This is a genomic window from Rhodococcus sp. Leaf233, assembly GCF_001426165.1.
GTDB classification, from domain to species: domain Bacteria; phylum Actinomycetota; class Actinomycetes; order Mycobacteriales; family Mycobacteriaceae; genus Rhodococcoides; species Rhodococcoides fascians.
Genome location: NZ_LMRO01000010.1, coordinates 230,781 through 254,790, shown reverse-complemented (window position 1 = coordinate 254,790; position 24,010 = coordinate 230,781). Strand labels below are relative to the sequence as shown.

19 protein-coding genes are annotated in these 24,010 nt (G+C 65.5%); 12 read left to right on the top strand and 7 right to left on the bottom strand.

The genetic code is table 11. From position 1 onward, the window contains the following. Positions 1-5: 5 nt before the first annotated feature. Complete coding sequence (mtr, locus tag ASH04_RS16810; protein WP_057474094.1) at positions 6-1,391, bottom strand: mycothione reductase; 1,386 nt, start codon at positions 1,389-1,391, stop codon at positions 6-8. Beyond that, positions 1,388-2,428 (bottom strand): alpha/beta hydrolase, encoded by a 1,041-nt coding sequence (locus ASH04_RS16805; protein ID WP_057474093.1) that lies wholly within the window; start codon positions 2,426-2,428, stop codon positions 1,388-1,390. Before ASH04_RS16805 ends, mtr begins: the two co-directional genes overlap by 4 nt. 254 nt (positions 2,429-2,682) lie before the next feature. Between ASH04_RS16805 and mqo the strand changes: the two genes are divergently transcribed. The 10 genes from mqo (at position 2,683) to ASH04_RS16755 (ending at position 15,399) form a co-directional block, all read left to right on the top strand. Continuing rightward, positions 2,683-4,140 (top strand): malate dehydrogenase (quinone), encoded by a 1,458-nt coding sequence (mqo, locus tag ASH04_RS16800; RefSeq protein ID WP_442971201.1) that lies wholly within the window; start codon positions 2,683-2,685, stop codon positions 4,138-4,140. Positions 4,141-4,151: 11 nt separating this feature from the next. Next, on the top strand, positions 4,152-4,628 hold the full coding sequence (locus ASH04_RS16795) for a GNAT family N-acetyltransferase (RefSeq protein ID WP_027496727.1): 477 nt from the start codon (positions 4,152-4,154) through the stop codon (positions 4,626-4,628). Positions 4,629-4,860: 232 nt separating this feature from the next. Then, entirely contained in the window at positions 4,861-6,798 is a 1,938-nt protein-coding gene (locus tag ASH04_RS16790) for a magnesium chelatase subunit D family protein (RefSeq protein WP_057474172.1), read from the top strand. An 11-nt stretch (positions 6,799-6,809) separates the two neighbouring features. Then, complete coding sequence (gene cobO, locus ASH04_RS16785; protein WP_027496729.1) at positions 6,810-7,430, top strand: cob(I)yrinic acid a,c-diamide adenosyltransferase; 621 nt, start codon at positions 6,810-6,812, stop codon at positions 7,428-7,430. Next, positions 7,424-8,818, top strand: a complete 1,395-nt coding sequence (locus tag ASH04_RS16780) for a cobyrinate a,c-diamide synthase (protein WP_057474091.1) — start codon at positions 7,424-7,426, stop codon at positions 8,816-8,818. The genes cobO and ASH04_RS16780 overlap by 7 nt, the downstream gene beginning before the upstream one ends. Further along, the gene (locus tag ASH04_RS16775; protein ID WP_052073793.1) at positions 8,809-9,198 is read left to right on the top strand and encodes a cobalamin biosynthesis protein; all 390 of its coding nucleotides are present in this window, start codon (positions 8,809-8,811) and stop codon (positions 9,196-9,198) included. The genes ASH04_RS16780 and ASH04_RS16775 overlap by 10 nt, the downstream gene beginning before the upstream one ends. A 37-nt stretch (positions 9,199-9,235) precedes the next feature. Further along, complete coding sequence (locus tag ASH04_RS16770) at positions 9,236-10,903, top strand: DUF7800 domain-containing protein (RefSeq protein WP_057474089.1); 1,668 nt, start codon at positions 9,236-9,238, stop codon at positions 10,901-10,903. A 71-nt stretch (positions 10,904-10,974) separates the two neighbouring features. Then, positions 10,975-12,657: an ATP-binding cassette domain-containing protein gene (locus ASH04_RS16765; protein ID WP_032366426.1), complete on the top strand. Its 1,683-nt coding sequence runs from the start codon at positions 10,975-10,977 to the stop codon at positions 12,655-12,657. Positions 12,658-12,668: 11 nt separating this feature from the next. Next, entirely contained in the window at positions 12,669-13,904 is a 1,236-nt protein-coding gene (gene cobA, locus ASH04_RS16760) for a uroporphyrinogen-III C-methyltransferase (protein WP_027496733.1), read from the top strand. Positions 13,905-13,911: 7 nt separating this feature from the next. After that, positions 13,912-15,399, top strand: coding sequence for an MFS transporter (locus tag ASH04_RS16755; protein ID WP_032366427.1), 1,488 nt, complete (start codon positions 13,912-13,914; stop codon positions 15,397-15,399). A 13-nt stretch (positions 15,400-15,412) separates the two neighbouring features. On the opposite strand, the gene mgtE is transcribed toward ASH04_RS16755, so the two are convergent. The 4 genes from mgtE to yaaA form a co-directional block, all read right to left on the bottom strand. Beyond that, positions 15,413-16,759 carry a magnesium transporter gene (gene mgtE / locus ASH04_RS16750; RefSeq protein WP_051365126.1) on the bottom strand — a complete coding sequence of 449 codons (1,347 nt, stop codon included), beginning with the start codon at positions 16,757-16,759 and terminating at the stop codon, positions 15,413-15,415. A 44-nt stretch (positions 16,760-16,803) separates the two neighbouring features. Beyond that, on the bottom strand, positions 16,804-17,703 hold the full coding sequence (locus ASH04_RS16745) for a nuclear transport factor 2 family protein (protein ID WP_057474088.1): 900 nt from the start codon (positions 17,701-17,703) through the stop codon (positions 16,804-16,806). 64 nt (positions 17,704-17,767) lie between these two features. Continuing rightward, positions 17,768-18,979 (bottom strand): DUF2786 domain-containing protein, encoded by a 1,212-nt coding sequence (locus tag ASH04_RS16740; RefSeq protein WP_057474087.1) that lies wholly within the window; start codon positions 18,977-18,979, stop codon positions 17,768-17,770. Continuing rightward, complete coding sequence (gene yaaA, locus ASH04_RS16735) at positions 18,976-19,719, bottom strand: peroxide stress protein YaaA (RefSeq protein WP_057474086.1); 744 nt, start codon at positions 19,717-19,719, stop codon at positions 18,976-18,978. The genes ASH04_RS16740 and yaaA overlap by 4 nt, the downstream gene beginning before the upstream one ends. A gap of 70 nt (positions 19,720-19,789) precedes the next feature. Between yaaA and ASH04_RS16730 the strand changes: the two genes are divergently transcribed. Both ASH04_RS16730 and ASH04_RS16725 read left to right on the top strand, forming a co-directional pair. After that, a complete protein-coding gene (locus ASH04_RS16730; protein WP_032407063.1) occupies positions 19,790-21,541 on the top strand; it encodes a proline--tRNA ligase in 1,752 nt (583 codons plus the stop codon). A 91-nt stretch (positions 21,542-21,632) separates the two neighbouring features. Beyond that, positions 21,633-23,354, top strand: coding sequence for an acyl-CoA dehydrogenase family protein (locus ASH04_RS16725; RefSeq protein ID WP_057474085.1), 1,722 nt, complete (start codon positions 21,633-21,635; stop codon positions 23,352-23,354). 3 nt (positions 23,355-23,357) lie between these two features. Here the strand turns inward: ASH04_RS16725 and ASH04_RS16720 are convergent, their stop codons facing one another. Next, positions 23,358-23,972, bottom strand: a complete 615-nt coding sequence (locus ASH04_RS16720; protein ID WP_032370810.1) for a TetR/AcrR family transcriptional regulator — start codon at positions 23,970-23,972, stop codon at positions 23,358-23,360. Between the last annotated feature and the right edge of the window lie 38 nt (positions 23,973-24,010).

The following is a 24,010-nucleotide window of genomic DNA, read 5'->3' as shown; positions in this document are numbered from 1 at the left end:
GAGAACTACAGTTCGAGGCCGAGTAGCGCGTTCTCGACCACCTCGGGCAGTCCTGGGTGGATCCAGTACTGACCGCGGGCCATGTCTTGGGCGGACAGTCCGAAGCTCATCGCCTGGATGAGCGGCTGGATGAGAGTCGGGGCCTGAGCTCCGATGATGTGAGCCCCGAGTATCTTGCCGGTGCCCTTCTCGGCGATGATCTTGCACAGCCCTTCGCTGTCCTCCATCGCCCAGCCGAAGGCGACGTCGCCGTAGTTCTGGACCTTCACCGTGATGTCGAGCCCTGCGTCTCGGGCCTGTTCCTCGGTCATACCCACCTCCGCGATCTGCGGGTCGGTGAACACGGCAGCGGGAACGAATCGGTGATCGTAGGTACGCAACGCTGACGTGTCGCCGTGCCAGGCGTCCTGCAACAGGTTGTACTGGACGACGCGAGCTTCCTGATTGGCCACATGCTTGAGCTGATACGGCGAGGACACATCGCCGAGTGCGAAGACGCCCTCGGCTGTGGTGCGGCCGAATTCGTCGACCACGATGCGGCCCTCGTCGTCCAGCTCGATCCCGGCAGCACCGAGATTCAGTCGGTCGCCGTTTGGCTGCCGGCCGACCGCCACGAGGAACGCGTCTCCGAGGACCTTGGTGCCGTCCGAGAGTTCGACGCCGTGCAGTCCGCCCTCGGAAATCCCTCGCGTGTCACCGGACTCGAGGTGAACGTCCCACTTGGCCCGGGCGAGCTCGGTGAATCGTTTCGCTATATCGGCATCCAACGCGCGCAGCAGTGAATCCTTACGGGCGACGATCGACACCTTCGATCCGAGCGCGGAGAAGACGTGCGCGAATTCGGCTGCGATGTAACCGGATCCGAGGATCACCAGGTGTTCGGGCAGTGCCGGTAGGCGCATGACGTCGTTGTTGGTGTGGTAGCTGACACCGGAATCCTCGATCGATTGCGGCACGGTGGGACGTGAGCCGGCCGCGATGACGACCTGGTCGGCGGTGATGGTCGTGCCGGTTCCGGTGTCGATGGTGCGCGGCCCGACGAAGCTCGCGTGCCCCTCGAACAGCGTCACGTTGGGGCTGCCCTCGGCGCGGTATCGCTTTCCGCCCTCGGAGATGGGGTCGATGCGTCCGAAGACCCGCTCGACGATGTCCGGCCAGCGGACCGTGTCGACGTGCGCATCGATGCCGTACTTGGAGGAATCTCGTACGGTGCGGGCCACCTCGGCCGCGTAGACGTACATCTTGGTGGGGATGCAGCCGACATTGAGGCACGTTCCGCCGAACGTCGAGTTCTCCTCGATCAGGGCGACCTTCTTGTCGTCGAACCTCTGATCGACGATCGAATTTCCCGAGCCGGAGCCGATGATGACGACGTCGAAGTGTTCAGTCATGAAATGTGTCCGATCTCGGTGTGGTCCTTGCCCGACGCGTGGTCGGTCTTCTCTCCCCGGTGCAACCACTCGAGCCATTCGTCCATTTCCTCGAAGGCTCGAACGCGTGGGCCCTCTGTGGACAGGAAGACGTCGTGGCGTGCGCCCTCGATGGGGACGATCGAGGTTCGATCACCCAGGCAGCCGGCCCAACGGGCGATCTGCCGGACGTCGAGAACGGCATCGGCCGCGTCGACGGCCGAGCTGTAGCGGCGAGAGAAATGCGTCACTTTCGAGCGAAGGATCAGCGAGGGAATTCCGATATCGAGGCCGCGGTGCAGCTCGGCATGCCCGTGCCGGACCGCACGTATCCAGCCGAAGGTGATGGGGAAGCCGGCGAGGGGTTTCCAGTCCAGGTCGTAATCCCACTCGCCCTGCTCCGATGCCGCCAGGGAAAGGCCGTAGGTGTCCAAGCCTCCCCCGGGAACTGGCGTCTTGGCCCGAAATCTGCCGATGACGTCGATCGCCGCGGTGCCGACGCTACGTATTGCCGGCGGGCCCTGCAGGTCGAACCAGGGGCTGTTGAGGACGACGCCGGCCAGGCCCAACCCGGACGAGCCGCCTTCCTGACGGTTGAGACGGTTGAGCCACAGCGGCAACACGAGGCCACCGGTGGAGTGCGCCATCAGCAGCACCGGGGCGTCCGCGCGCTCGGCGCGCACCAGGCTCAGCGCCTCGTTCAGCTCGGCGTCGTACATCGCCAGATCGGTCACGAAGTGAGCGGTCTGGCCTTCTCGACGCGACCGTCCACATTTGCGCAGGTCGAGCGCGTAGAACGCGTATCCCTTGGCGGCGAAATGTTCGGCGATGTGTCGCTGGAAGAAGTAGTCGGTGAATCCGTGGACATAGATCACCGCGCGGTCGAAGTTGGCGACACCCGGCGGTTGATACCGCACCAGAGTCGCCTCGACCTGGCCCTCGCCGTCCGGATCGTCACCGAGTGGGATGGTCGTCTGTTCGTAGCCGTCGCCGAGGACGTCGGGAACCCAGGTAGTCACAGATCACAACTGTAGTGGGCGCCGCAGACAGCGTCCGAGGAGCACAATCGAGAGCAGGTTGACGTGGTGTCCGATGGGGTAGGCCCAGCTAGTAACCTGACCGCATCGGGTGAGTAACCCTCTACAGAAGAGTTCTCGGACCGATACCGCCACCGGCCGAGACCTTTACAGACAAGGAAGTCGATTCTCCAGTGTCCACAGAAGAGCAGGGTAAGCGGATCAAGACCGACGTCGTTCTGGTCGGTGCCGGAATCATGAGCGCCACCCTCGGTGCGCTGCTCCGTCAGCTCGAGCCGAACTGGTCGATCGACGTCTACGAACGTCTCGACGCTGCAGCAGCCGAGAGCAGCGACGCGTGGAACAACGCAGGCACCGGGCATTCGGCGCTCTGCGAGCTCAACTACACGCCGCAGAACAAGGACGGCAGCGTCGATATCGCCAAGGCGCTCAACGTCAACGAGCAGTTCCAGGTCTCGCGGCAGTTCTGGGCCCACGGTATCGAGACGGGCGTCCTCTCCGACGCCAAGAACTTCATCAATCCGATTCCGCACGTGAGCTTCGTACACGGCGAGGACAACGTGAAGTACCTGCGAGCGCGCTACGAGGCGCTCGTCGGCAACCCCCTGTTCGCCGGCATGGAGTACATCGATTCCAAGGACGAGTTCACCGCGCGACTGCCGCTGATGGCTCGCGGCCGTGACTTCTCCGATCCCGTTGCGCTCAACTGGAGTCAGGAAGGCACCGACGTCGACTTCGGTGCGCTCACCAAGCAGCTGCTGAACTACCTGTCCGCTGCCGGCGGCACCGTGCACTTCGGGCACGATGTGCGCAACATCACCAAGCAGTCCGACGGCACGTGGGACGTCAAGGTGGCGAACCAGCGCACCGGTGCCAAGAAGACCGTCAACGCCAAGTTCGTGTTCGTCGGGGCGGGCGGCGGCGCGCTGCACCTGCTGCAGAAGTCGGGCATCGCCGAGATCAAGGGCTTCGGCGGATTCCCCGTCAGCGGCGAATGGCTGCGGTGCACCAACCCCGAGCTGATCGAGCAGCACTCGGCCAAGGTGTACGGAAAGGCCTCGGTGGGAGCTCCGCCGATGTCGGTTCCGCACCTCGACACGCGTGTCATCAACGGCCAGCAGGGATTGTTGTTCGGACCGTACGCGGGCTGGTCACCGAAGTTCCTCAAGCAGGGCAAGATCACCGATCTGCCCGGCTCGGTCAAGCCGGGCAACCTGATGTCGATGCTCGGCGTCGGCGTGACCGAGCTCGGGCTCGTGAAGTACCTGGTGAGCGAGTTGGCTCAGTCGCAGTCCGATCGGGTCGAGACTCTGCGGGAGTTCGCGCCGACCGTCGTTGCCAAGGACTGGGAGCTGGTCACAGCCGGTCAGCGTGTGCAGGTGATCCGCAAGAAGGGACGCGGCGGCGTTCTCGAGTTCGGTACCGCTGTGGTCAACGCTGCCGACGGCAGCATCGCAGGCCTGCTCGGTGCCTCTCCCGGCGCATCGACAGCCGTACCGGCCATGCTGGACGTGCTCCAGCGGTGCTTCGGAGACAAGTACGACGCGTGGCAGCCCAAGCTCAAGGAAATGGTCCCGTCCCTGGGGGTCAAACTGGCTCAGAACAGCTCGCTGTTCGACGAAGTCTGGGCCTGGACCTCGAGGACACTGGAGCTGGAAAGTTCGCGTGAGCTCGCAGAGCCCACGGGTGTGTGATAGCAAAAGGTATGAATACGCAAGCAGCAGCTCTCAAACGATCGTGGGCACTAGACCTGTCCAACAGCACGTTGTACGACCTGTTGAAGCTGCGTGTCGAGGTGTTCGTGGTCGAGCAGGCCTGCGCCTATCCGGAGTTGGACGGACGTGACCTGCTGACCGAGACGCGGCACTTCTGGCTCGAACGAGACGGTGAAGTGGTGTGCACTCTGCGTTTGCTCGAAGAGCACGACGACGGCGAGAAGGCGTTCCGTATCGGCCGCCTGTGCACCCAGCGCTCGGCCAGGGGACAGGGACACACCACGCGAATCCTGCGGGCCGCACTGGCCGAGGTCGGTTCGGCACCGTGCCGGATCAACGCGCAGAGCTACCTCGTCGACATGTACGCCAAGCACGGCTTCCTGCCCGACGGCGAGGAAGTACTCGAGGACGGTATTCCGCACACGCCTATGCGTCGCGGCGGCGGCACCGCGTGGAGCGAGGCGTAACAGCCCGTTCGGATCCGAAGCTACGAATGCCACACACGTCCAGGCGTGTGTGGCATTCGTTCGTTCGGCGGTAGTGTTCCGTTCGAAGTCGAGTGCGGAGAAGTCCTGTGAGAACCAGGCGCGGTCCCGCCACTGTGTTCAGGAGTGTTCTCCTGTCAGCCAGATCGCCGCCCGGCTTCGTGTCGTCCACCGAACGCTCGGCGCGGAACTCCGAGCACGAAGGGAATTGGTTGTGCAACGAGAGAGCAGTGTCCCCGAACCGGGATATCCGTTCAGTGCGATCGTCGGTCAGGATCAGCTGCGATTGTCGTTGATTCTGTGCGCGGTGCACCCCGGTATCGGCGGTGTGCTGGTGCGCGGAGAGAAGGGGACTGCGAAATCGACGGTGGTTCGCGCGCTCGCAACGCTGCTGCCTGCCGTCGAGGACGAGGACGGTGCCCGCCCGGCCAAGCTGGTCGAGCTTCCGGTGGGAGCGACCGAGGACCGAGTGGTGGGGTCCATCGACCTCGAGAAGGTACTGCGCGATGGGGAACGAGCATTCCAACCCGGCCTGCTCGCAGCAGCACACCGCGGCGTTCTCTACGTCGACGAAGTGAACCTGCTGCATGACCATCTCGTCGACGTTCTGCTCGACGCGGCGGCGATGGGCCGCGTACACGTCGAGCGAGACGGCGTATCGCATTCTCACCCAGCACAATTCGTCCTCGTAGGCACAATGAATCCCGAGGAGGGAGAGCTCCGGCCACAGTTGCTGGACCGATTCGGTCTGGCGGTCGAGGTCACCGCGTCGCGTGATGTGGACGTGCGCATGAATGTCGTGCGCAGGCGAATGAACTACGAGCGTGATCCCCACGCGTTCGCGGCCGCGTACGTCGACGAGGACGCCGCCGTTGCAGCGCAGATCGTGGCTGCACGCACGATCCTCGACGATGTGGTGTTGAGCGACAAGGAACTTCGGAGAATCGCCGCGCTGTGCGCATCGTTCGACGTCGACGGTATGCGCGCCGACCTGGTGGTCGCGCGTACTGCCTCCGCCCACGCTGCGTGGCGAGGCGCGAGCGAGGTGACCGAGGAGGACGTGCGCGTCGCGGCCGAACTGGCGCTACCGCACAGGCGTCGACGCGACCCCTTCGACGAGCCCGGTATAGACGACAAGCAGCTCGACGACGCCATGCGCGACGCCGCCGAACAGGCCGAGCAGCAACCCGATCCCGAGCCGGAGCCGGATCCCGACGGTGACGGCGGAGCGCCCCGGCCCGACGCGGCGGAGAACTCCGAAGCGCCGTCGAGCACGGAATCCGACGCCCCGCAGGAACCGGCCGACAGCCAGGAGAAGGCCCCGACCGGTGCCGGCAGCGATCGGCAGGCGGGAACACCGGGCGCGCAGTTCAAGGCGCGGCTCATCGAACTCCCGGGTGTCGGTGAAGGTGCTCCGGGTAGGCGCTCGCGGTCGAGGTCCTCGTACGGACGGTCGGTTCGTCCCACCGTCGAACCGGGCCGGGGTCTGCATCTGATCGGTACGTTGTTCGCGGCAGCCGAGCAGCAGGTGGTGCGTGGGCGCACGTCCGGGCGGCTGCGACTGGCGCCCGAGGACCTGCGCGGAGCCGTCAAGGAGGGGCGCGAGGGCAACCTCATCGTCTTCGTCGTCGACGCGTCGGGATCCATGGCTGCGCGAGACCGACTGTCGGCGGTGACGGGTGCGGTGCTCTCACTGCTCCGTGACGCCTATCAACGGCGCGACAAGGTCGCGGTCATCACCGTGCGCGGCACCGAGGCCGAGACAGTACTGCCGCCGACGTCCTCGGTCGATGTCGCTGTGACGCGGCTGCGAAAGATGAAGACCGGGGGCAAGTCTCCGTTGGCGCAGGGATTCCTGACCGCGCGAGAGTTGGTGCTGCGCGAGAAGGTTCGAGACCCGCTGCGGCGCGCGTTGGTGGTCGCTCTGACGGATGGGCGTGCCACGGGCGGCACCGATCCCGTCGGTCGGGCGCGAATCGCCGCCGGCCGCATCGCGGCGGACAAGATCGCGTCGGTCGTCGTCGACTGCGAGTCGGGCATGGTGCGCCTGGGATTGGCCGCGGACTTCGCCGGCTGTCTCGGAGGCGGATACGTGGCGCTCGCGGACCTGTCGGCCGAGCAGGTCACCGCCGTCGTTCGCGCAGCGGCGTAGGGGGACACGCGATGCCACAGGGAGTACCTGCTCCGGGAACCGTTCCGGAGGACGGCCTCACGACTCGTCAGCGCCGCAATCTGCCGGTGCTCGCCGTCCACACCGGTCCCGGTAAAGGGAAATCGACCGCTGCGTTCGGAATGGCGTTGCGGGCCTGGAACCAGGGTTTCGACGTCGGCGTGTTCCAGTTCGTCAAGAGTGCGAAGTGGAAGGTGGGCGAGGAAGCGGCGTTTCGTGCTCTGGGCGACGCGCACGAGAGCACCGGAATCGGAGGCGCTGTCGAATGGCACAAGATGGGGGAGGGGTGGTCGTGGACTCGCAAGAAGGGCAGCGAGGTCGACCACGCCGACGCCGCGGCCGAAGGCTGGCGTGAGATCGCACGGCGCATCGAGCAGCAATCCCATCGCTTCTACGTGTTGGACGAATTCACCTATCCACTCAAGTGGGGCTGGGTCGACGTCGCGGAGGTGGTCGAGGTGCTGACACATCGGCCGGGCAACCAACATGTCGTCATCACCGGCCGCGACGCTCCGCCGGAGTTGATCGCGGCCGCCGACCTCGTCACCGAGATGACCAAGGTCAAGCACCCGATGGATGCGGGTCGCAAAGGGCAGCGGGGCATCGAATGGTGAACCGGTCGTGTCCGGCCGTGGTGATCGCGGCACCCGCGTCGGGCAGCGGAAAGACGACGGTCGCCACCGGACTGATGGGTGCCCTGCGCGGTGCCGGCCGTCGGGTCGCTCCGTTCAAGGTCGGCCCGGACTACATCGATCCCGGTTACCACTCGCTCGCCGCGGGCCTGCCCGGTCGAAATCTCGACGCGGTCATGGTCGGTGCCGACCGCATCGGCCCACTGTTTCTGCACGGCAGCAGCGGCTGCGACATCGCGGTGGTCGAAGGCGTCATGGGCCTGTTCGACGGCAAGATCGACATGACCGGTCCGGGGGAGGCGTCCGCCGAGGGCTCGACCGCGCGAGTGGCGGCCATGCTCGGCGCGCCGGTGGTGCTCGTGGTCGACGCACGCGGGCACAGTCAATCCCTCGCCGCCGTGCTGCACGGATTCTCCACCTACGACTCGAGTGTGCGGATCGGCGGTGTGATTCTCAACCGCGTCGGCAGTGATCGGCACGAACGGGTGCTCCGTCAGGCCTGCGAACGAGTGGGTGTTCCGGTTCTGGGCTCCCTGCCGAGGATGAGTGAATTGGTCGTTCCGTCACGGCATCTGGGGCTGATCACCGCGGTGGAGCACGGCGGTGCCGCTACCGATGCGGTCGACGCGATGAGTGCATTGGTCGCACAGTTCGTGGACATCGAGGCGGTCGAGGCTCTGGCGCGTTCGTCGGTGCCCGTCCCGGCCTGGAACCCTGCGCTCGAGGTCAGACCGTCCGGCGGCGCACCGGTGATCGCTGTCGCCGGCGGCCCGGCGTTCACCTTCGGCTACACCGAGCACGTCGAACTGCTTCGGGCCGCCGGCGCAGATGTTGCGGTCTTCGATCCGCTGCGCGACGGATTACCCTCGGGCACAGCAGGAGTGGTGCTCCCCGGCGGCTTCCCGGAAGAGCATGCCGCCGCCCTCGCGGCGAACGAAGTGCTCCTCGCCGATATCAGGACAGCGGCGGCCCGCGGATTGCCGATACATGCCGAATGCGCCGGGTTGCTCTATCTCGCAAGGAGATTGGACGGCCACGCCATGGCCGGAGTGGTCGACGTCGACGCGGAATTCGGGAACACGCTCACCCTCGGATACCGCGATGCCGTCGCCCTCGAATCGTCGACGCTGTTCGACGCGGGTAGTCGCGTCACCGGCCACGAATTCCACCGAACGAAACTGGTGGACGTCCGAGAGAGCGCACCGGCGGCGTGGGGTTGGCACAAGCATGGGGTCGACGGCAGAACCGCCGCCCGCGAGGGTTTCGTGCAGGGTGGTGTCCACGCGTCGTATCTGCACACGCACGCGGCGGGAAACCCCGAGTCGATCACTCGATTCGTCTCTGCCGCACACGATTACGCGTGCGTGTGAGGCGCGGCGTCGTCATCGGAATCGGCACCAGAGCAGGGGTCGGACCCGACGAGGTACTGCAGGCGATCACCGAGGTGATCGAGGAGAACTGGTCGGTGGTGAGCATCGCATCGATCGACCGAAAAGCAGAACTGGTGGCAGCGATCGCGTCCAGAATGGGTGTTCGAGGATCGACGTTCTCGGCGTCGGACCTGTCCGCAGTCGTCACCGAATCCGGGTCGGACCGGGTGCGAGACGCAGTCGGTACTGCCAGCGTCGCGGAAGCGTCGGCTCTGTTGGCCGGCTCGTCGCGGCGGCTGCTGGTTCCGAAGGCAGTCGGTGCCACCGTGGTCGTCGCGGTGGCCGCGACGGACGAAGAACCGGCGGATCTGCCGCACTGACTGGCGAAAGCGAGCCGACGAGGGCACTGTGGGTCGAATGAGTTCCGACAGTCTGGTTCTACTCGGCCCGATCGTTCGTTATGTCGGCACCGAGACCGCGACCTTGTGGTTCGAGATGGCGCACCCGTGCACCGTCACCGTCGTCACCGAAGTCGGCGTCCGAGCATCGGAACGAACGTGGGGAGTGCACGGCCACCACTTCGCGCTCGTTCCACTCGAGGGCCTGCCCGCCAACGCGCCGGTGAGCTACGAGGTGTTCGTCGACGAGCACAGGGTGTGGCCGGAGGACGGCAAGCGAGCCAGCATCCACACCGTGGACGCAGCGGGGCCGGTCACGCTCGCGTTCGGGTCGTGTCGGCGCGGTGACGATTACAGCGCGAAGTCTCTGAAGACGATCGGTGCCGATGCACTCGCCGGTCTCGGATCTGCCCTCATCGAGCAGGATCCGGGCCAGTGGCCCCAGGCCCTCTTGCTTCTGGGTGACCAGGTGTACGCCGACGACCCGTCGCCCGAGATAGTCGAACGACTGCAGGCGCGGCGGGAGTCGGGAGAGGGACCGACCAGTGCCATCGGCACCGACGCGGAGAACGAGATCTGCGACTTCGAGGAGTACTCGTGGCTCTATCGGGAATCGTGGGGACTCGAGCCGGTGCGGACGCTGTTGGCGAGCATCCCGTCGTGCATGATTCTCGACGATCACGATCTGCGCGACGACTGGAATTCGTCGGCCTCCTGGCGTCGTGACATCGAGACCCGGCCGTGGTGGAACGACCGCGTGATCGGGGCGTACTCGTCGTACTGGGTGTATCAACATCTGGGCAATCTCTCGCCGAAAGAACTGGCGGGGGACGAGATGTACGCCGCCGTTCGCTCCGCCGAGACCGACGCGGATCGCGAGAAACTGTTGGCCGACTTCGCGTTACGTGTCGATCGAGCCCCCGAGACCGGCCGGTGGAGCTTCTATCGAGATTTCGGCGACACCCGTCTGATCATGATCGACTCACGCTGCTCACGACATCTCGACCCCGACAACCGCGAAATGGTCGACGAGAAGGAATGGGCGTGGGTCCGCGAGCGCGCACTCGAGACGACGCCCCGACACCTGCTGTTCGGATCGTCACTGCCGTACCTGATGCTGCCGGCACTGCACCATCTCGAACAGTGGAACGAGGCTGTGGCACAGGGGAGTTGGGGGACGAGGTCGGCCAAGGTGGCCGAAAAGATGCGGATCGGACTCGACCTCGAGCACTGGGCCGCATTCACCAACTCGTTCAACGACATGGCAGCCCTGACGCGTGAGCTCTCGCGCGGTGACGACAAGCCCGCGTCGATCATGTGGCTCTCGGGAGACGTGCACTGCTCGTACGTCGCGAACGCCGACTTCGGTGTCGGCGGGCGCGACGTGCCTGCGACGTATCAGCTGACGATGTCTCCGTTCCGCAATCCGCTGAATCTCCCGATCCGTGCGGTCAACAAACTTGCCGTCAAACGCCCGGCGGCGAGGATCCTGTCGAAGCTCGCGCGGGCCGCCCACGTGGGCCCGTCGGGTGTCGAGTGGCAAGCCGAGGCGGGCCCGTGGTTCGACAACGGGGTCATGCTGCTGACCCTGCACGGCGACTCGGCGCGACTGCAGGTCCACCATGCCCACGTCGACGACGCCGGGAAGCAGGTCCTGACACGAACGTCCAGCCTGGCGCTCGCCTAGAGCAGGCACCCCGCCATGCTCGGGTGAAAACGATTGGCCATCGAGGGGCTTATGGGGTTGGCTGGTTCGTTGTGGCCCATCTCGAACTCAACGACATCGTGTACTTCCTGCCCGACGGACGGCAGCTGCTCAACGGCGTCGGCTTCCGGGTGGGCGACGGTGCCAAGACCGCACTGATCGGGCCCAACGGAACCGGTAAGACGACGTTGACGCGCATCGTTGCGGGCGACGAGGCTCCCGACGAGGGCGCGGTGTCGAGCTCCGGTTCGCTCGGGGTGATGCGGCAGTTCGTCGGGCAACTGCGAGACGACTCGACCGTGCGTGATCTGTTGCTGTCGGTCGCGTCCCCAGCCGTGCGGTCCGCAGCTGCTGCGCTCGACGCCGCCGAGAACACGATGATCGAGGTCGACGACGAGAAGACCCAGATGAAGTACGCGCAGGCCCTGTCCGATTGGGGCGATGTGGGCGGCTACGACCTGGAACCGTTCTGGGACAAGGTGACCACGGCTGCACTCGGTATGCCGTTCGATCGGGCGAAGTGGCGCGCGGCTTCGACGCTCAGTGGCGGTGAGCAGAAGCGGCTCGTGCTCGAGTCGTTGTTCGCCGGCACCGACGATCTGCTGCTGCTCGACGAGCCGGACAACTACCTCGACGTGCCCGGCAAACGTTGGCTCGAAGCGACCATTCGCGACTCCGACAAATCCGTCCTGTTCATCAGCCACGACCGGGAGCTCATCGCCAACGCTGCCAACCGGATCGTGACCCTGGAGCCGGGGGTGAGCGGGGCCACCGCGTGGGTGCACGGCGGTGGGTTCGCGACGTATCACGCAGCGCGGGAAGACCGGAACGCGCGACTCGACGAACTGCGCAGGCGGTGGGACGAGGAATTGGTCAAACTGCGCGCGCTGGTGTTGCGTCTGCGCGAGAAGGCGAAGTTCAACGACGGCGTCGCCGCCCGCTACCACGCATCGCAGACGCGACTGGCCAAATTCGAGGAGGCCGGACCGCCCGAGGCCGTACCGCTCAAGCAGCACGTCACCGTCCGGTTGCGCGGTGGTCGAACGGCCAAGCGTGCGCTCGTGTGCACGGCCCTGGAACTGACCGGCCTGATGAAACCGTTCGACACCGAGATCTGGTACGGCGATCGCGTGGCGGTATTGGGTTCCAACGGCTCGGGCAAATCGCACTTCCTGCGTCTGCTCGCCAACGGCGGCACCGATCCCGAGAAGGAGCACGAGCCAGTCCAGGAACTCGCACTCGCGCCCGTTCCGCACACCGGGACAGCGGTACTCGGGGCCCGGGTACGGCCCGGTCTGTTCGCGCAGACGCACACGCGTCCGGATCTTGCCGGCAACACGCTGCTCGAGATTCTTCACATGGGCAACGAGCACCGGGACGGCATGGGCCGTGAGGCCGCCGGCCGAGCGTTGGACCGATACGGTCTGGCCCGCGCGGCCGAACAGTCCTACGACAATCTGTCGGGCGGGCAGCAGGCACGTGTGCAAATTCTTCTGCTCGAGCTCTCCGGTGCCACGCTGCTGCTGCTCGACGAGCCGACCGACAACCTCGACCTGATGTCGGCCGATGCGCTCGAAGACGCCATCGCGGCATTCGAGGGCACCGTGATCGCGGTGACACACGACCGGTGGTTCGCCCGCAGTTTCGATCGATTCCTGGTGTTCGGTGCCACCGGGCAGGTTTACGAAGCGGCCGAGCCCGTATGGGACGAGAAGCGAGTCCAGCGCGCGCGGTAGCGTTTCCTCTCGTGAACGCGACTGACTCTCCCTATCTGGTCGGCCTGAATCTCGAAGGGCGGCGCGTCGTCGTGGTCGGTGGCGGCACCGTCGCACAGCGTCGACTACCGCTGTTGATCTCGTCCGGAGCAGTGGTCCACGTGGTCACCCGCGAGGCCACTCCGGCCGTGGAGGCAATGGCGACAGCAGGGCAGGTGACGCTCGAACTGCGCGATTACCGCCACGGCGATCTGGCCGACGCCTGGTACGCCATCGCCTGCACCGACGAGGCCGAGACCAATATCGCCATTGTCGCGGAAGCGACCGCGTCCAAGATTTTCTGTGTCCGTGCCGACATCGCCAAGGACGGCACAGCCGTCACTCCGGCGTCGGCCGAATGGGACGGCCTCACGCTGGGAGTGTTGGCAGGCGGCGAACATCGCCGATCGGCCGCCGTGCGCAATGCCGTCGTCGAAGCGCTGCAGTCCGGCGTCGTGGCCGACTCGGCGCACGCGCCGCTGACCGGTGTCGCGCTCGTGGGCGGCGGTCCGGGCGACCCGGACCTGATCACCGTCCGGGGCCGCAGACTGCTGGCATACGCGGACGTCGTGGTGGCCGATCGGCTGGCTCCACCCGAGTTGCTCGCCGAACTCGGACCACACGTCGAGGTCATCGACGCCTCGAAGATCCCGTACGGCCGGGCTATGGCGCAGGAAGCCATCAACCAGGCGCTGATCGACGGTGCCAAGGCCGGCAAGTTCGTGGTTCGGCTCAAGGGCGGTGACCCGTACGTCTTCGGTCGCGGTTACGAGGAGCTCGAAGCGCTGGCCGCCGAGGGCATTCCGGTCACGGTGGTACCGGGCATCACCAGCGCGATCTCGGTTCCGTCCTCGGCCGGAATCCCGGTGACGCATCGCGCCGTCACCCACGAATTCGTCGTCGTGAGCGGTCACGTGGCCCCCGATCACCCCGATTCTCTGGTCGACTGGGACGCGTTGGCCAAGCTCAAGGGCACAATCGTGTTGCTGATGGCCGTCGAGCGCATCGGGCTGTTCGCCGATGTACTCGTGGCGGGCGGCCGCCCGTCGGACACCCCCGTCATCGTCGTTCAGGAGGGCACCATGCGCACCCAACGTGAAGTTCGGGCCACGCTGAGCACCGTCGCCGACGCGGTCCGCGAGGCCGAAATCAGGCCGCCGGCGATCGTCGTCATCGGCACTGTGGCCGGGTTCTCTGTACACGCCGGTAACGTGAACGCTCGTGCCTGAGTCATCGATGTCCAACACCTCCGCCACCGAGATCAAGTACCCGGTGACGACTCGAGCGTTCGGGATGGCGATCATCGTCCTGAGCGGGCTGCAATTGATGGTGGTTCTCGACGGCACCGTCGCCAACCTGGCCTTGGCTCCGCTGCAGGCCGATCTGGGTCTGTCCGACGCCGGGCGCAACTGGGTGTTGACCTCCTATGCGTTGGCCTTCGGTGGGCTGATGTTGCTCGGCGGCAGGCTCGGCGACGCCTTCGGGCGAAAGAAGATGTTCCTCGCCGGCGTCGTCCTGTTCACGATCGCCTCGTTGCTGTGCGGACTGGCAGTCAACGAAGCCACGCTCGTTGCGGCGAGGGCACTGCAGGGGGTCGGTGCCGCGGTGGCGTCGCCCACGGCATTCGCGCTGGTGGCCACGACGTTCGCTCCGGGCCCGGTGCGTAATCAGGCCATCGCCATCTACGCCGCCATGACCGGTGTCGGGTCCATTGCCGGGCTCATCATCGGCGGCGCTCTGACCGAGGTGTCGTGGCGTTGGATCTTCCTGATCAACGTACCGATCGGCATCGTCATCGTCGTGCTCGCCGTCGTGTCGCTGCAGGAGACCGTCGGGGCGAAGCTCGCCCTGGACGTGCCGGGTGCGATCCTGGCGACCCTGGGCTGCACGGGTGTGGTCCTCGCGCTGAGCGAGGGTACCGAGCTGGGCTGGTCTAGCCCGATCGTCATCGTGTCGTTGATCGCCGGACTGCTGTTCCTCGGATTGTTCCTGTTGGTCGAGCGACGGGCCGAGAACCCGCTGCTGCCGTTCTCGTTGTTCGTCAGTCGCGATCGAGTGGCGACTTTCGTCGCAATCTTCTTCGCCGGCGGGGTCATGTTCTGTCTCGCTGCATATGTGGCGTTGTTCGTGCAGGACATTCTGGGCTACAGCCCGCTGCATGCCGGCCTGGCTTTCGTGCCGTTCGCCTTCGGTCTCGGTGCCGCGGCGTTCCTCGCGTCGCAACTGGTGACTCGGATCGCTCCGCGCTGGCTCATTCTCTGTGGTGCGGTCATCATGGTCGGCTGGCTGCTGGTGTCCGTGACGACGATGGACGCGGATTCGGCGTACTTCCCAGGGTTGTTCTTCCCGGTGATCGGGATCGGCTTCGGCGTCGGTCTGACGGTCGTTCCGCTGCCTCTGTGCGCCATCGCGGGCGTGAGCCCCACCGAAATCGGTCCGCTGACGGCAATCTCGCTGGTCGCCCAGACCCTCGGCGGTCCTCTGGCGCTGGCCGTCATCGGGGCACTGGTCACGTCGCGAACACTGTCCCTCGGCGGCATATCCGGGCCGGCGACTCTGATGAACGACAGTCAGCTCGACGCACTGAGCTCCGGGTACATGTTCGCGCTGTTCTGTTGCGCGGTCTGCGCCGTGATCGCCGGGATCGCCGCACTGTTCATCCGATTCACCCCGCAGCAGGTGGCCCAGGCGCAGGCCGCGCAGGAGGACGCCCAGAAGGGCTGACGAGCGGGGCCGATCAGACTCCCAGTACGGCCTTCGCGATGAGGAAGTAGACGATCAGGCCGGTCGCATCGCAGAAGGTCGAGATGAAGGGCGTCGAGAACACCGCGGGGTCGACGCCGATCTTCTTGGCGATCAGCGGCATCGCACCGCCGACCGTCGCGGCGAGCGTGCATATCGACAGCAGCGTCGTGCCGATGACCAGGCCCAGGTGCCAGTCGTAGACGAGTCCGGCGATGACGAACCCCAACGTCCCGAGCATCGCTCCCATCGTCGCGCCGACGCGGACCTCGCGAAACAGCACAGCGGCGATGTCGCGCGGGCGGACGTCACCCAGGGCGAGCGCGCGGGTCACCGTGGTCGCGGCCTGCGAACCGGTGTTTCCGCCAGTGCCGGTGAGCAGGGGAATGAACAGCGCGAGGGTCACCACCGCGGCCAGTGCGTGCTCGAAGATCTCGAGCACCTGCACGGTGAGGATGGCCGACAACGCCAACACGAGCAGCCAGACCACGCGCGAACGAACGATGGACAGGACCGGCGTCGACAGGTACGGCCGACGCAGCGGTTCCGCACCGCCCGCCCTGGCTGCGTCCTCGTCCTCGGCCTCCTCGAGAATGCGAGAGGACTGCTCGAGGGTGAGGATGCCGATCAGGCGCTGTTCGGAGTCGACCACCACCACCGCCGGACTGCGATGCTCGAAACACAGACGTGCCGCGACCTCCGCCGACGAGTCCGCCCGCACCACCGGGTGCGACGAATGGAGCTCTCCCACCGGCGTGGTCGAATCCGCCGTCGCGAGATCGGCGAGCGTCACCACACCGAGCAACGTACGACGGTCGTCGGTGATGGGCAGCAGGTACACCGATTCTGCGTCGGGACCGGTCCTTCGTACCGCGTCGAGAGCCTCGGCTGCCGTCGTGTCGTTGCGTAGGCGCACGTACTCCGGACTCATTCGACGGCCGACCGACCCGCGGTCGTAGCCCAGCATCGGTGCAGTGAGCGCCCGTTGTGCGGGCGATAGGCCGAGCATCATGCGATGCGCGATGTTGGAGGGCAGCTCGTCGAGCAGTTCCACTCGGTCGTCGGGGTCGAGGTTCTCGAACAGGGCGATGACGTCGTCGCTACGCAAACTTTCGAACAGCTCGCTGCGAATGGTCGCGTCGAAACGCTCGAACACGACCACGGCCTCGTCCTTGGGCAACAGTCGAAACAGAACCGCCCGCTGCGCCGAGTCGACCCGTTCGAGCATTCTGACCGCGTTCGTCGTGGACAGACCTGCCATCAGGGTCGACAACGCGGCCACGTCGCGCTCGGCCAGTAATTCCGATGTCCTGGTCACGATGTCGTCGAGAGTCTCGGGCACCGGTCCATTTTGCCTTGCCGGCGGTCATCGACCGACAGCGGTCGCTACTCCGGAACCACGTCCCAGTGCTCGACGATGGTGCCGTCGAACCGGAAGATGTCTCCCGCGACGAAGGGGTCGGATTCTGCTGCGCCCGGCGCTTTCGCGAACGTCCACACCAGATCGCCGTCGGCCAGCGAGACGACCGATTCCGAGGCAGGGAACTGCGCGCCGCCGGCGAAGAACTGTTGCAGTGCCGCGGTGCCGTTGCCCGCAATCGGATTGTGTTGCAGGTAGGACGGGGCGAAGTCGGTCCCGAGCACGGACGCGTCGTGTTCGCGGAAGAGCGCGTCGTAGGTAGCCGTCACCGACATGCGTCGGCGCTCTTCCTCGTCCTCGGTCGGCTCGGAGGGCGCGGTCGGGTAGCGGTAGAGGTCACTGAACATGGTGTTGCCGCTCATCGACGTGGCCGGCACGGATTGCGTCATGGCCCAGTGCTCGGTGACCTTGCCGCCGTCGAAGGCGAAGAGGTCGATGTTCGCTTCACCGGTGGTCTCGGATGCCGGATCAGCGGTGGCCTGCCAGTGCACTGCCACCCATCTGCCATCGGCTGCGACATGCTTGACGACGGCTCGTGCACCGGGAATCCGTGTCCGGGTGGCCTCGAATCGGGCGACGATCGCGTCGGGCCCCACCGCTGGTCCAGGTCGATCGACGGCGTTCTCCGCCACGACCGACGCGGCGGAGGCGGGTTCTTCGGCCGTGAACGCAGATTCGAAGAGCGTCAGCGCTGCTTCTTCGTTGCGTGATTCGGTGACGCTGTCGGAGCGGTCGTCGGGCGACTGCGCGGCGACGGAGACGTCGTTCGGCTCCGGGGTGGAGGGCGACGTACCGCACGCCGTGATGGCGGACAGTGCGACCAGAACGGGCACGGTGAGTCGAGCAGCTGCGCGTGTTCGGTTCATGTCTGCTCAACTGACTTGAAGCTACAACAGTTCCCGAATCGGTCGACGAACCTCGTGGACTGTTTCAGCGGGACAGATCGGCTCGGTCGGCCGCGGCTCGTCCCGAGTCCCATCCCTCGGCATCGAGGCGCGGGCCGCGCATCGGCTTGGCGGTGGGAAAGAGGCGGTCGAACTCCGCTTCCACGGCAACGGTCTGTGCCGCGAGAATCGGCAGCAGGTCGCCCGATTCCTGTCTCGCCTCGTCGAGGGCATGCGCGTCGGCATCGGTGAGACGATCTCCGATGCGGATGGCGTAGGCGTAGAGGAACGCCTTGCCGAATGCGGCCGAGCCGGCCTTCTTTCGCTTCTTGGCTTCCGGGGAGTGGCCGAGAGCTCGGGTTGCCTGCACCAGCAACGAGGTGAAGACGAGCTCGGCCTGTTCCACGTCCACCGGCGCGCCCACGAGCGTCGCAACGGCGTACTCCGCGTCCCAGATCGTCTTGACCCGGTTGGCAGTACCGGCGACGTGCAAGAGCTGGGCTTTGGCGGGTGCGTGCGGACCGTCGATGTGCACCCGTCGACCGCGAACGTCGAGATGACCCTCGGCCAACAGCAGCGTGTCGATCGAGTATCGCGTCATCAACTCCTGCGCCTTGGCGGTCAGCGTCTCGGCTTCCTCCGCGAAATCGGTGGCATCGGCCTTGGCCAGCAGACCGCGAATCTTGGCCAGCATCTTGCTGTTCGGTGAATCCGCGCCGGTGGTCGTCGGCACCGACGAGCGTGTGCGGGGCCACTGCGAGGGCTTGGCACCCAGTTGCGGCCAACGGGGGAGGGTTTGCCACTGGCCGAGCAGAGTGAGCACGTCGAGCCACTGATCGCTGGCGGCGATGTAGTCGGACTTGCCGGACGCCACGAGGTACGCCGTGAGGAAGTCGGGAGTGGCGTCGACTCGGGCTGCGACCGTCGGGAACTGTTCGCAGATCGCCGACATCTGATCGACCCAATCGTGCGGGGCGCGGGAGTCCGCTTCGATGAGATCGGCATGGTGCAGCAGTGCCGCGGCAGCGAGATTCGTCACGGCCACCGTGTGCTGACGCCGGACCACATGCATCAGATCCAGTGGTTGCCAGCCGTTTTCGTACAGTGTGCCGATCATGTTGGTCAGTGCCAGCGTGCCGAGTTCGTTCGCTTGCATCGAGACCAGACGGTCGGCGATGTCGTCGGCGATGCGTTGACTCTTGTTCTTGCCGACCGACGCCTCGGCTCCCTGTCTGAGCAGTTCCGGAACGGCGCTCATTCGGTGAGCACGATCAGTTCGGTGTCCGACGCCACTTCGACTCGAAGACCCGCCTTCGACGCCACGCGCGCAACAGCTTTCACATCTTTGGGCTCGGCCGTGGTCAGGGTCAGCGCGCGGGCGAGCAATCCCTTGTGATGCTTGTTGAAGTGGCTCACCACCGACCGACTGCCGTCGGGCTTCTCGGTGAGCACCGTTGCCGTGATCGCCCCGGGGATGGGCCCGAGCTGTTGATAGGTGCCGGACCGGAGGTCGACGACGATTCCCTCGGCCTCGGTGAGAAGGGCCTTGGACAGTCGAGGCTTCCAGTGCGCTCGCAACGTCCCGAAGTTCGGAATGGACGACCCGCCGGAGAGTCGATAGGACGGAATCGGGTCGGACGCGCGAACGGCCCCGAACAGTGCCGACCCGATCCACAGCCTGGCATCCGCACGCGCGCGTCCGGCACGGGTGAAGGTCGACGCCCCGAGAGCGTCGTACAACACTCCTGTGTACCGGCGCAGGGCGGGAGTGGTGGGCGAGGCGAACAGGCGAGCGTTCCGTTCGATCTCGTCCACCTGGGTCGGACCGAGACCGAGAGCGGTGATGGACGCGTCGACGTCGTCGGAGAGCCGGACCAGGGCGTCGGCAAGCGTTCGGCGGAGCGGAAGCAGGGACGGCAACGACAACCGGTCCAGATCGAGAGGTGCTCCGGAACCGCCGTCGGACTTCGTCTCGGAGGGAGGCAGCAGAATCAGCACGGGGGTCAAGGCTACTCACTTCGCGGCCGCCTACCCGCAGGCGCTGCACCACCGACTAGTCTGACAACCCGTGATCACCCGTCTTTCGCAGCTGTTCCTTCGTACCCTTCGCGACGACCCGGCCGACGCCGAGGTCGACAGCCACAAGCTGTTGGTTCGCGCCGGCTACGTTCGTCGTATCGCGCCGGGCGTCTATTCGTGGCTGCCGCTGGGTCTCCGAGTGCTGCGACAGGTCGAACGCGTCGTGCGCGAGGAAATGAACGCCATCGGGGCGCAGGAAATTTCGCTGCCCGCCCTGCTGCCGCGTGAGCCGTACGAGACGACGAACCGGTGGACCGAATACGGGGACGCATTGTTCCGGTTGCAGGACCGCAAGGGCAACGACATGCTGCTCGGTCCGACCCACGAAGAGTTGTTCGCGTTGACGGTCAAGGCCGAATACAACTCCTACAAGGACCTGCCGGTCACGCTGTACCAAATTCAGACAAAGTATCGCGACGAAGAGCGTCCTCGCGCCGGCATTCTGCGCGGACGCGAGTTCGTCATGAAGGATTCCTACTCCTTCGACATGGACGAGGACGGACTGAAGCGGTCCTACGCCGCACACCGCGACGCCTACCAGCGCATCTTCGCCAGGCTCGGGGTCAGCTACGTCATCGTCGCCGCGACGTCCGGCGCGATGGGCGGAAGTGCGTCCGAGGAATTCCTGGCCGAGAGCGACATCGGCGAGGACACCTACGTTCGGTGCATCGAATCGGGATACGCGGCCAACGTCGAGGCCGTCACTACCCCGGCACCGGACCCCATCGCCATCGAGGGGCAGCCTGCCGCGGTCGACTACGAGACGGGCAACACTCCCACCATCGCGACGCTGGTCGAGTGGGCGAACGGCGCAGATCTGGGTCGTGCCGTCACCGGTGCCGACACGCTCAAGAACATCCTGCTCAAGGTGCGGTCCGCCGGTGGCGAGTGGGAGCTGCTGGCCATCGGCCTGCCCGGTGACCGTGAGGTGGACGAGAAGCGTCTCGAAGCATCGCTAGAGCCTGCCGAATTCGCATTGCTGACCGACGCGGACTTTGCTGCTCACCCGTTCCTGATCAAGGGATACATCGGGCCACGTGCGCTGCAGGCCAACGGAGTTCGCTACCTCGTCGACCCCCGGGTGGTGAACGGAACATCGTGGATCACCGGTGCCGATGTGCAGGGCAAGCACGTGGTGAACCTCGTGGCCGGCCGCGACTTCGTTCCCGACGGCACCATCGAGGCCGCCGAGGTGCGTGACGGGGACATGTCACCCGACGGACAGGGGCCGCTGGTCAGCGCTCGCGGAATCGAGATCGGGCACATCTTCCAGTTGGGCTACAAGTACACCGATGCATTCTCGGTCGACGTACTCGGCGAGACCGGCAAGCCCGTGCGACTCGTACAGGGTTCCTACGGCGTCGGTGTCTCCCGTCTGGTGGCCGTCATCGCCGAGCAGATGCACGACGACAAGGGCCTTCGGTGGCCGTCGGAGGTAGCACCCGCCGACGTACATCTGGTGATCGCGAACAAGGACGAGGCCGCGCGCGCCGGCGCAGAATCCATTGCAACGCAACTCGATTCGCAGGGCATCGAGGTTCTCTTCGACGACCGCAAGGCCTCGCCCGGCGTGAAGTTCAAGGACTCCGAACTGATCGGTGTTCCGCTCGTCGTCGTCCTCGGCCGCGGTTGGGCCGATGGCAAGGTCGAAATCCGGGACCGCTTCTCGGGTGAGAGCCGTGAACTCGACATCGATTCCGCGGTCGACGAGATCGTCGCCGCGGTGCGCGCCACCACGTAACAGCCCGTCCCGATCTCTCCACGCTCGATCTCCCCACGCGCCGGTCTACTCGCTGGTAGCTTCGGGTCACACGACTAGGAGAGGTCACACCGTGGCTCAGTTTGCGCTGTTCGATCCGACAACTTTCGATCCCGCCGAGCTCGACGAGGAGTCTCGTCGTCAGCTCCGCGCACTGATCGATTGGTTCGAGGATCGCGGTAAGGCCAGGCTGCTCGCCGACGATCTCGAAGGAGTCTGGCCCGCCGACTTCCTCGAGTTCGTCGCAGCCCAGAAACTGTTCGCCACGTTCTCGACGCCGGCCGAATACGCGAACGGGTTGCCCAACGCTCGTTGGGACGCTGCCCGCAACGCTGCTCTGAGCGAAATTCTCGGGTTCTACGGCTTGGCCTACTGGTACACCTGGCAGGTCACGGTGCTCGGCCTCGGCCCGATCTGGATGAGCGACAACGACGACGCCAAGCGCCGCGCAGCGCGTGAGCTCGACCGCGGCGGCGTCATGGCATTCGGATTGTCCGAGCGCGCACACGGTGCCGACGTCTACTCCACCGACATGCTGTTGACCCCCTCCGCCGACGACGACCTCGAGTTCACCGTGTCAGGGGAGAAGTACTACATCGGTAACGGCAACGTGGCGGGCATGGTGTCGGTGTTCGGTAGACGCACCGACATCGACGGGCCGGAGTCGTACGTCTTCTTCGTCGCCGACAGCTCGCATCCCGCGTATCGGTTGCGCGAGAGCGTCGTTCACGGCCAGATGTACGTCAGCACCTTCTCGCTCGAGAATTATCCCGTTCGCGGCGAGGACATTCTGCATACCGGACCCGACGCGTTCTCGGCTGCACTGAACACCGTCAACGTCGGCAAGTTCAACCTCTGCACCGGCTCGATCGGCATCTGCGAGCACGCGTTCTACGAGGCGATCACACACGCCAACAATCGGATTCTGTACGGCAACCGTGTCACCGAATTCCCCCATGTGCGCAGTGCATTCGTCGATGCCTACTCGCGGCTGACCGCCATGAAGCTGTTCAGTGCGCGTGCGCTGGACTACTTCCGCGCTGCGGGTCCCGGCGACCGGCGCTACCTGTTGTTCAACCCCATGACCAAGGCCAAGGTGACGTCCGAGGGCGAGACGGTGGTCCGCTTGCTGCACGACGTCATCGCCGCCAAGGGGTACGAGAAGAACACCTACTTCCGTGAAGCCGCGCAACTGATCGGAACACTGCCGAAACTCGAGGGAACGGTGCATGTCAACGTCGCCCTGATGCTCAAGTTCATGCCGGCATACATGTTCTCGCCCACCGATCAGGCGGAGGTCACCAGGTTCACCGACGCCGTCGACGACGGATTCTTCTTCGCCCAAGGCCCCGCTCGCGGCGCGAGTTCGGTTCGGTTCCACGATTGGAACCCGGTGTATCGCAAGCATTCCGGTGTTCCCAACGTGGGTCGTTTCTACGAGCAGGCCCAGGCGTTCGCGTCGTTCCTCGCCGAGTGCGCCCCCGACGAGTCGCAGCAACAGGACCTCGACTTCCTGCTCGTGGTGGGGCATCTGTTCTCACTCGTCGTCTACGGCCACCTGATCCTCGAACAGGCCGACGAGATCTCCACCGACATGCTGGACCAGATCTTCGACTTCCAGATCAGGGACTTCTCCGGCTACGCCGTCGCGCTGTACGGAAAGCCGTCGTCGACCGATGCGCAGCAGAAATGGGCGCTGGACGCCGTACGCAAGCCGGTGGTGGACGCAGCAAGATTCGAGACGGTCTGGAACGACGTCGTCACGTACGACGGTCGGTACGAGATGCGTCCCTAGGCGTCACAGCTGTCCGGAATCGGCTGGGACGAGCTTGGTTCCGAACGCGCACATCGTCATCTCGTGCAGTCCCTCGCTGTCCTCCGGATGCTCCGGTGCCTGCATCGACAACAAGACGTTGAGCAGCATTCCGTGTGCGATGAACTGCCGAGCCTGATCTTCCGAACACCCGGTACCGCTGCGGATCTGGTTGTAGATCGCGCCCATTCCTTCTCGTGCCTGGCGGCCGATCTCGGGTACCGACCCTGCACCGAACCCGTGCATCATGACCATCAAGAGGTCGCGATCGGCCACCAGATCGGCGTAGGCACCGCCCAGGTCGGCCCAGGTCTCGTCGTCCGCTGGGTCCAGAGGCCCCGAAGCGAGCACTGCGTCGAATGCCGTCATGATGCCGTCGATGGAGCGTTGGAAGACCAGCCGAAACAATTCGACTTTGGTTCCGAACATCCGAACCACATACGGCTGCGACACGCCCGCTTCCTTGGCCACCGCATCGGTGCTCGTCCCGGCAAAGCCCCCGCGTGCGAACGCTCGTGTCGCGGCGTCGAGGACGAGTTCTCGACGGTCGGCCGCGTCCATTCGGGTTGCTCGGGGCTTGGGCGTGGGAGTGTCGGACATGTTGACAGGTTATCAGTCGATAACTTACGGTCGCATCA

Bases quoted from the DNA above. Each gene is read 5' to 3' on its own strand.
- mtr (WP_057474094.1), bottom strand. From the start codon at position 1,391: ATGACTGAACACTTCGACGTCGTCATCATCGGCTCCGGCTCGGGAAAT.
- mqo (WP_442971201.1), top strand. From the start codon at position 2,683: ATGAGCGCCACCCTCGGTGCGCTGCTCCGTCAGCTCGAGCCGAACTGG.
- ASH04_RS16795 (WP_027496727.1), top strand. From the start codon at position 4,152: ATGAATACGCAAGCAGCAGCTCTCAAACGATCGTGGGCACTAGACCTG.
- cobO (WP_027496729.1), top strand. From the start codon at position 6,810: ATGCCACAGGGAGTACCTGCTCCGGGAACCGTTCCGGAGGACGGCCTC.
- ASH04_RS16780 (WP_057474091.1), top strand. From the start codon at position 7,424: ATGGTGAACCGGTCGTGTCCGGCCGTGGTGATCGCGGCACCCGCGTCG.
- ASH04_RS16770 (WP_057474089.1), top strand. From the start codon at position 9,236: ATGAGTTCCGACAGTCTGGTTCTACTCGGCCCGATCGTTCGTTATGTC.
- ASH04_RS16755 (WP_032366427.1), top strand. From the start codon at position 13,912: ATGTCCAACACCTCCGCCACCGAGATCAAGTACCCGGTGACGACTCGA.
- ASH04_RS16745 (WP_057474088.1), bottom strand. From the start codon at position 17,703: ATGAACCGAACACGCGCAGCTGCTCGACTCACCGTGCCCGTTCTGGTC.
- ASH04_RS16740 (WP_057474087.1), bottom strand. From the start codon at position 18,979: ATGAGCGCCGTTCCGGAACTGCTCAGACAGGGAGCCGAGGCGTCGGTC.
- ASH04_RS16720 (WP_032370810.1), bottom strand. From the start codon at position 23,972: ATGTCCGACACTCCCACGCCCAAGCCCCGAGCAACCCGAATGGACGCG.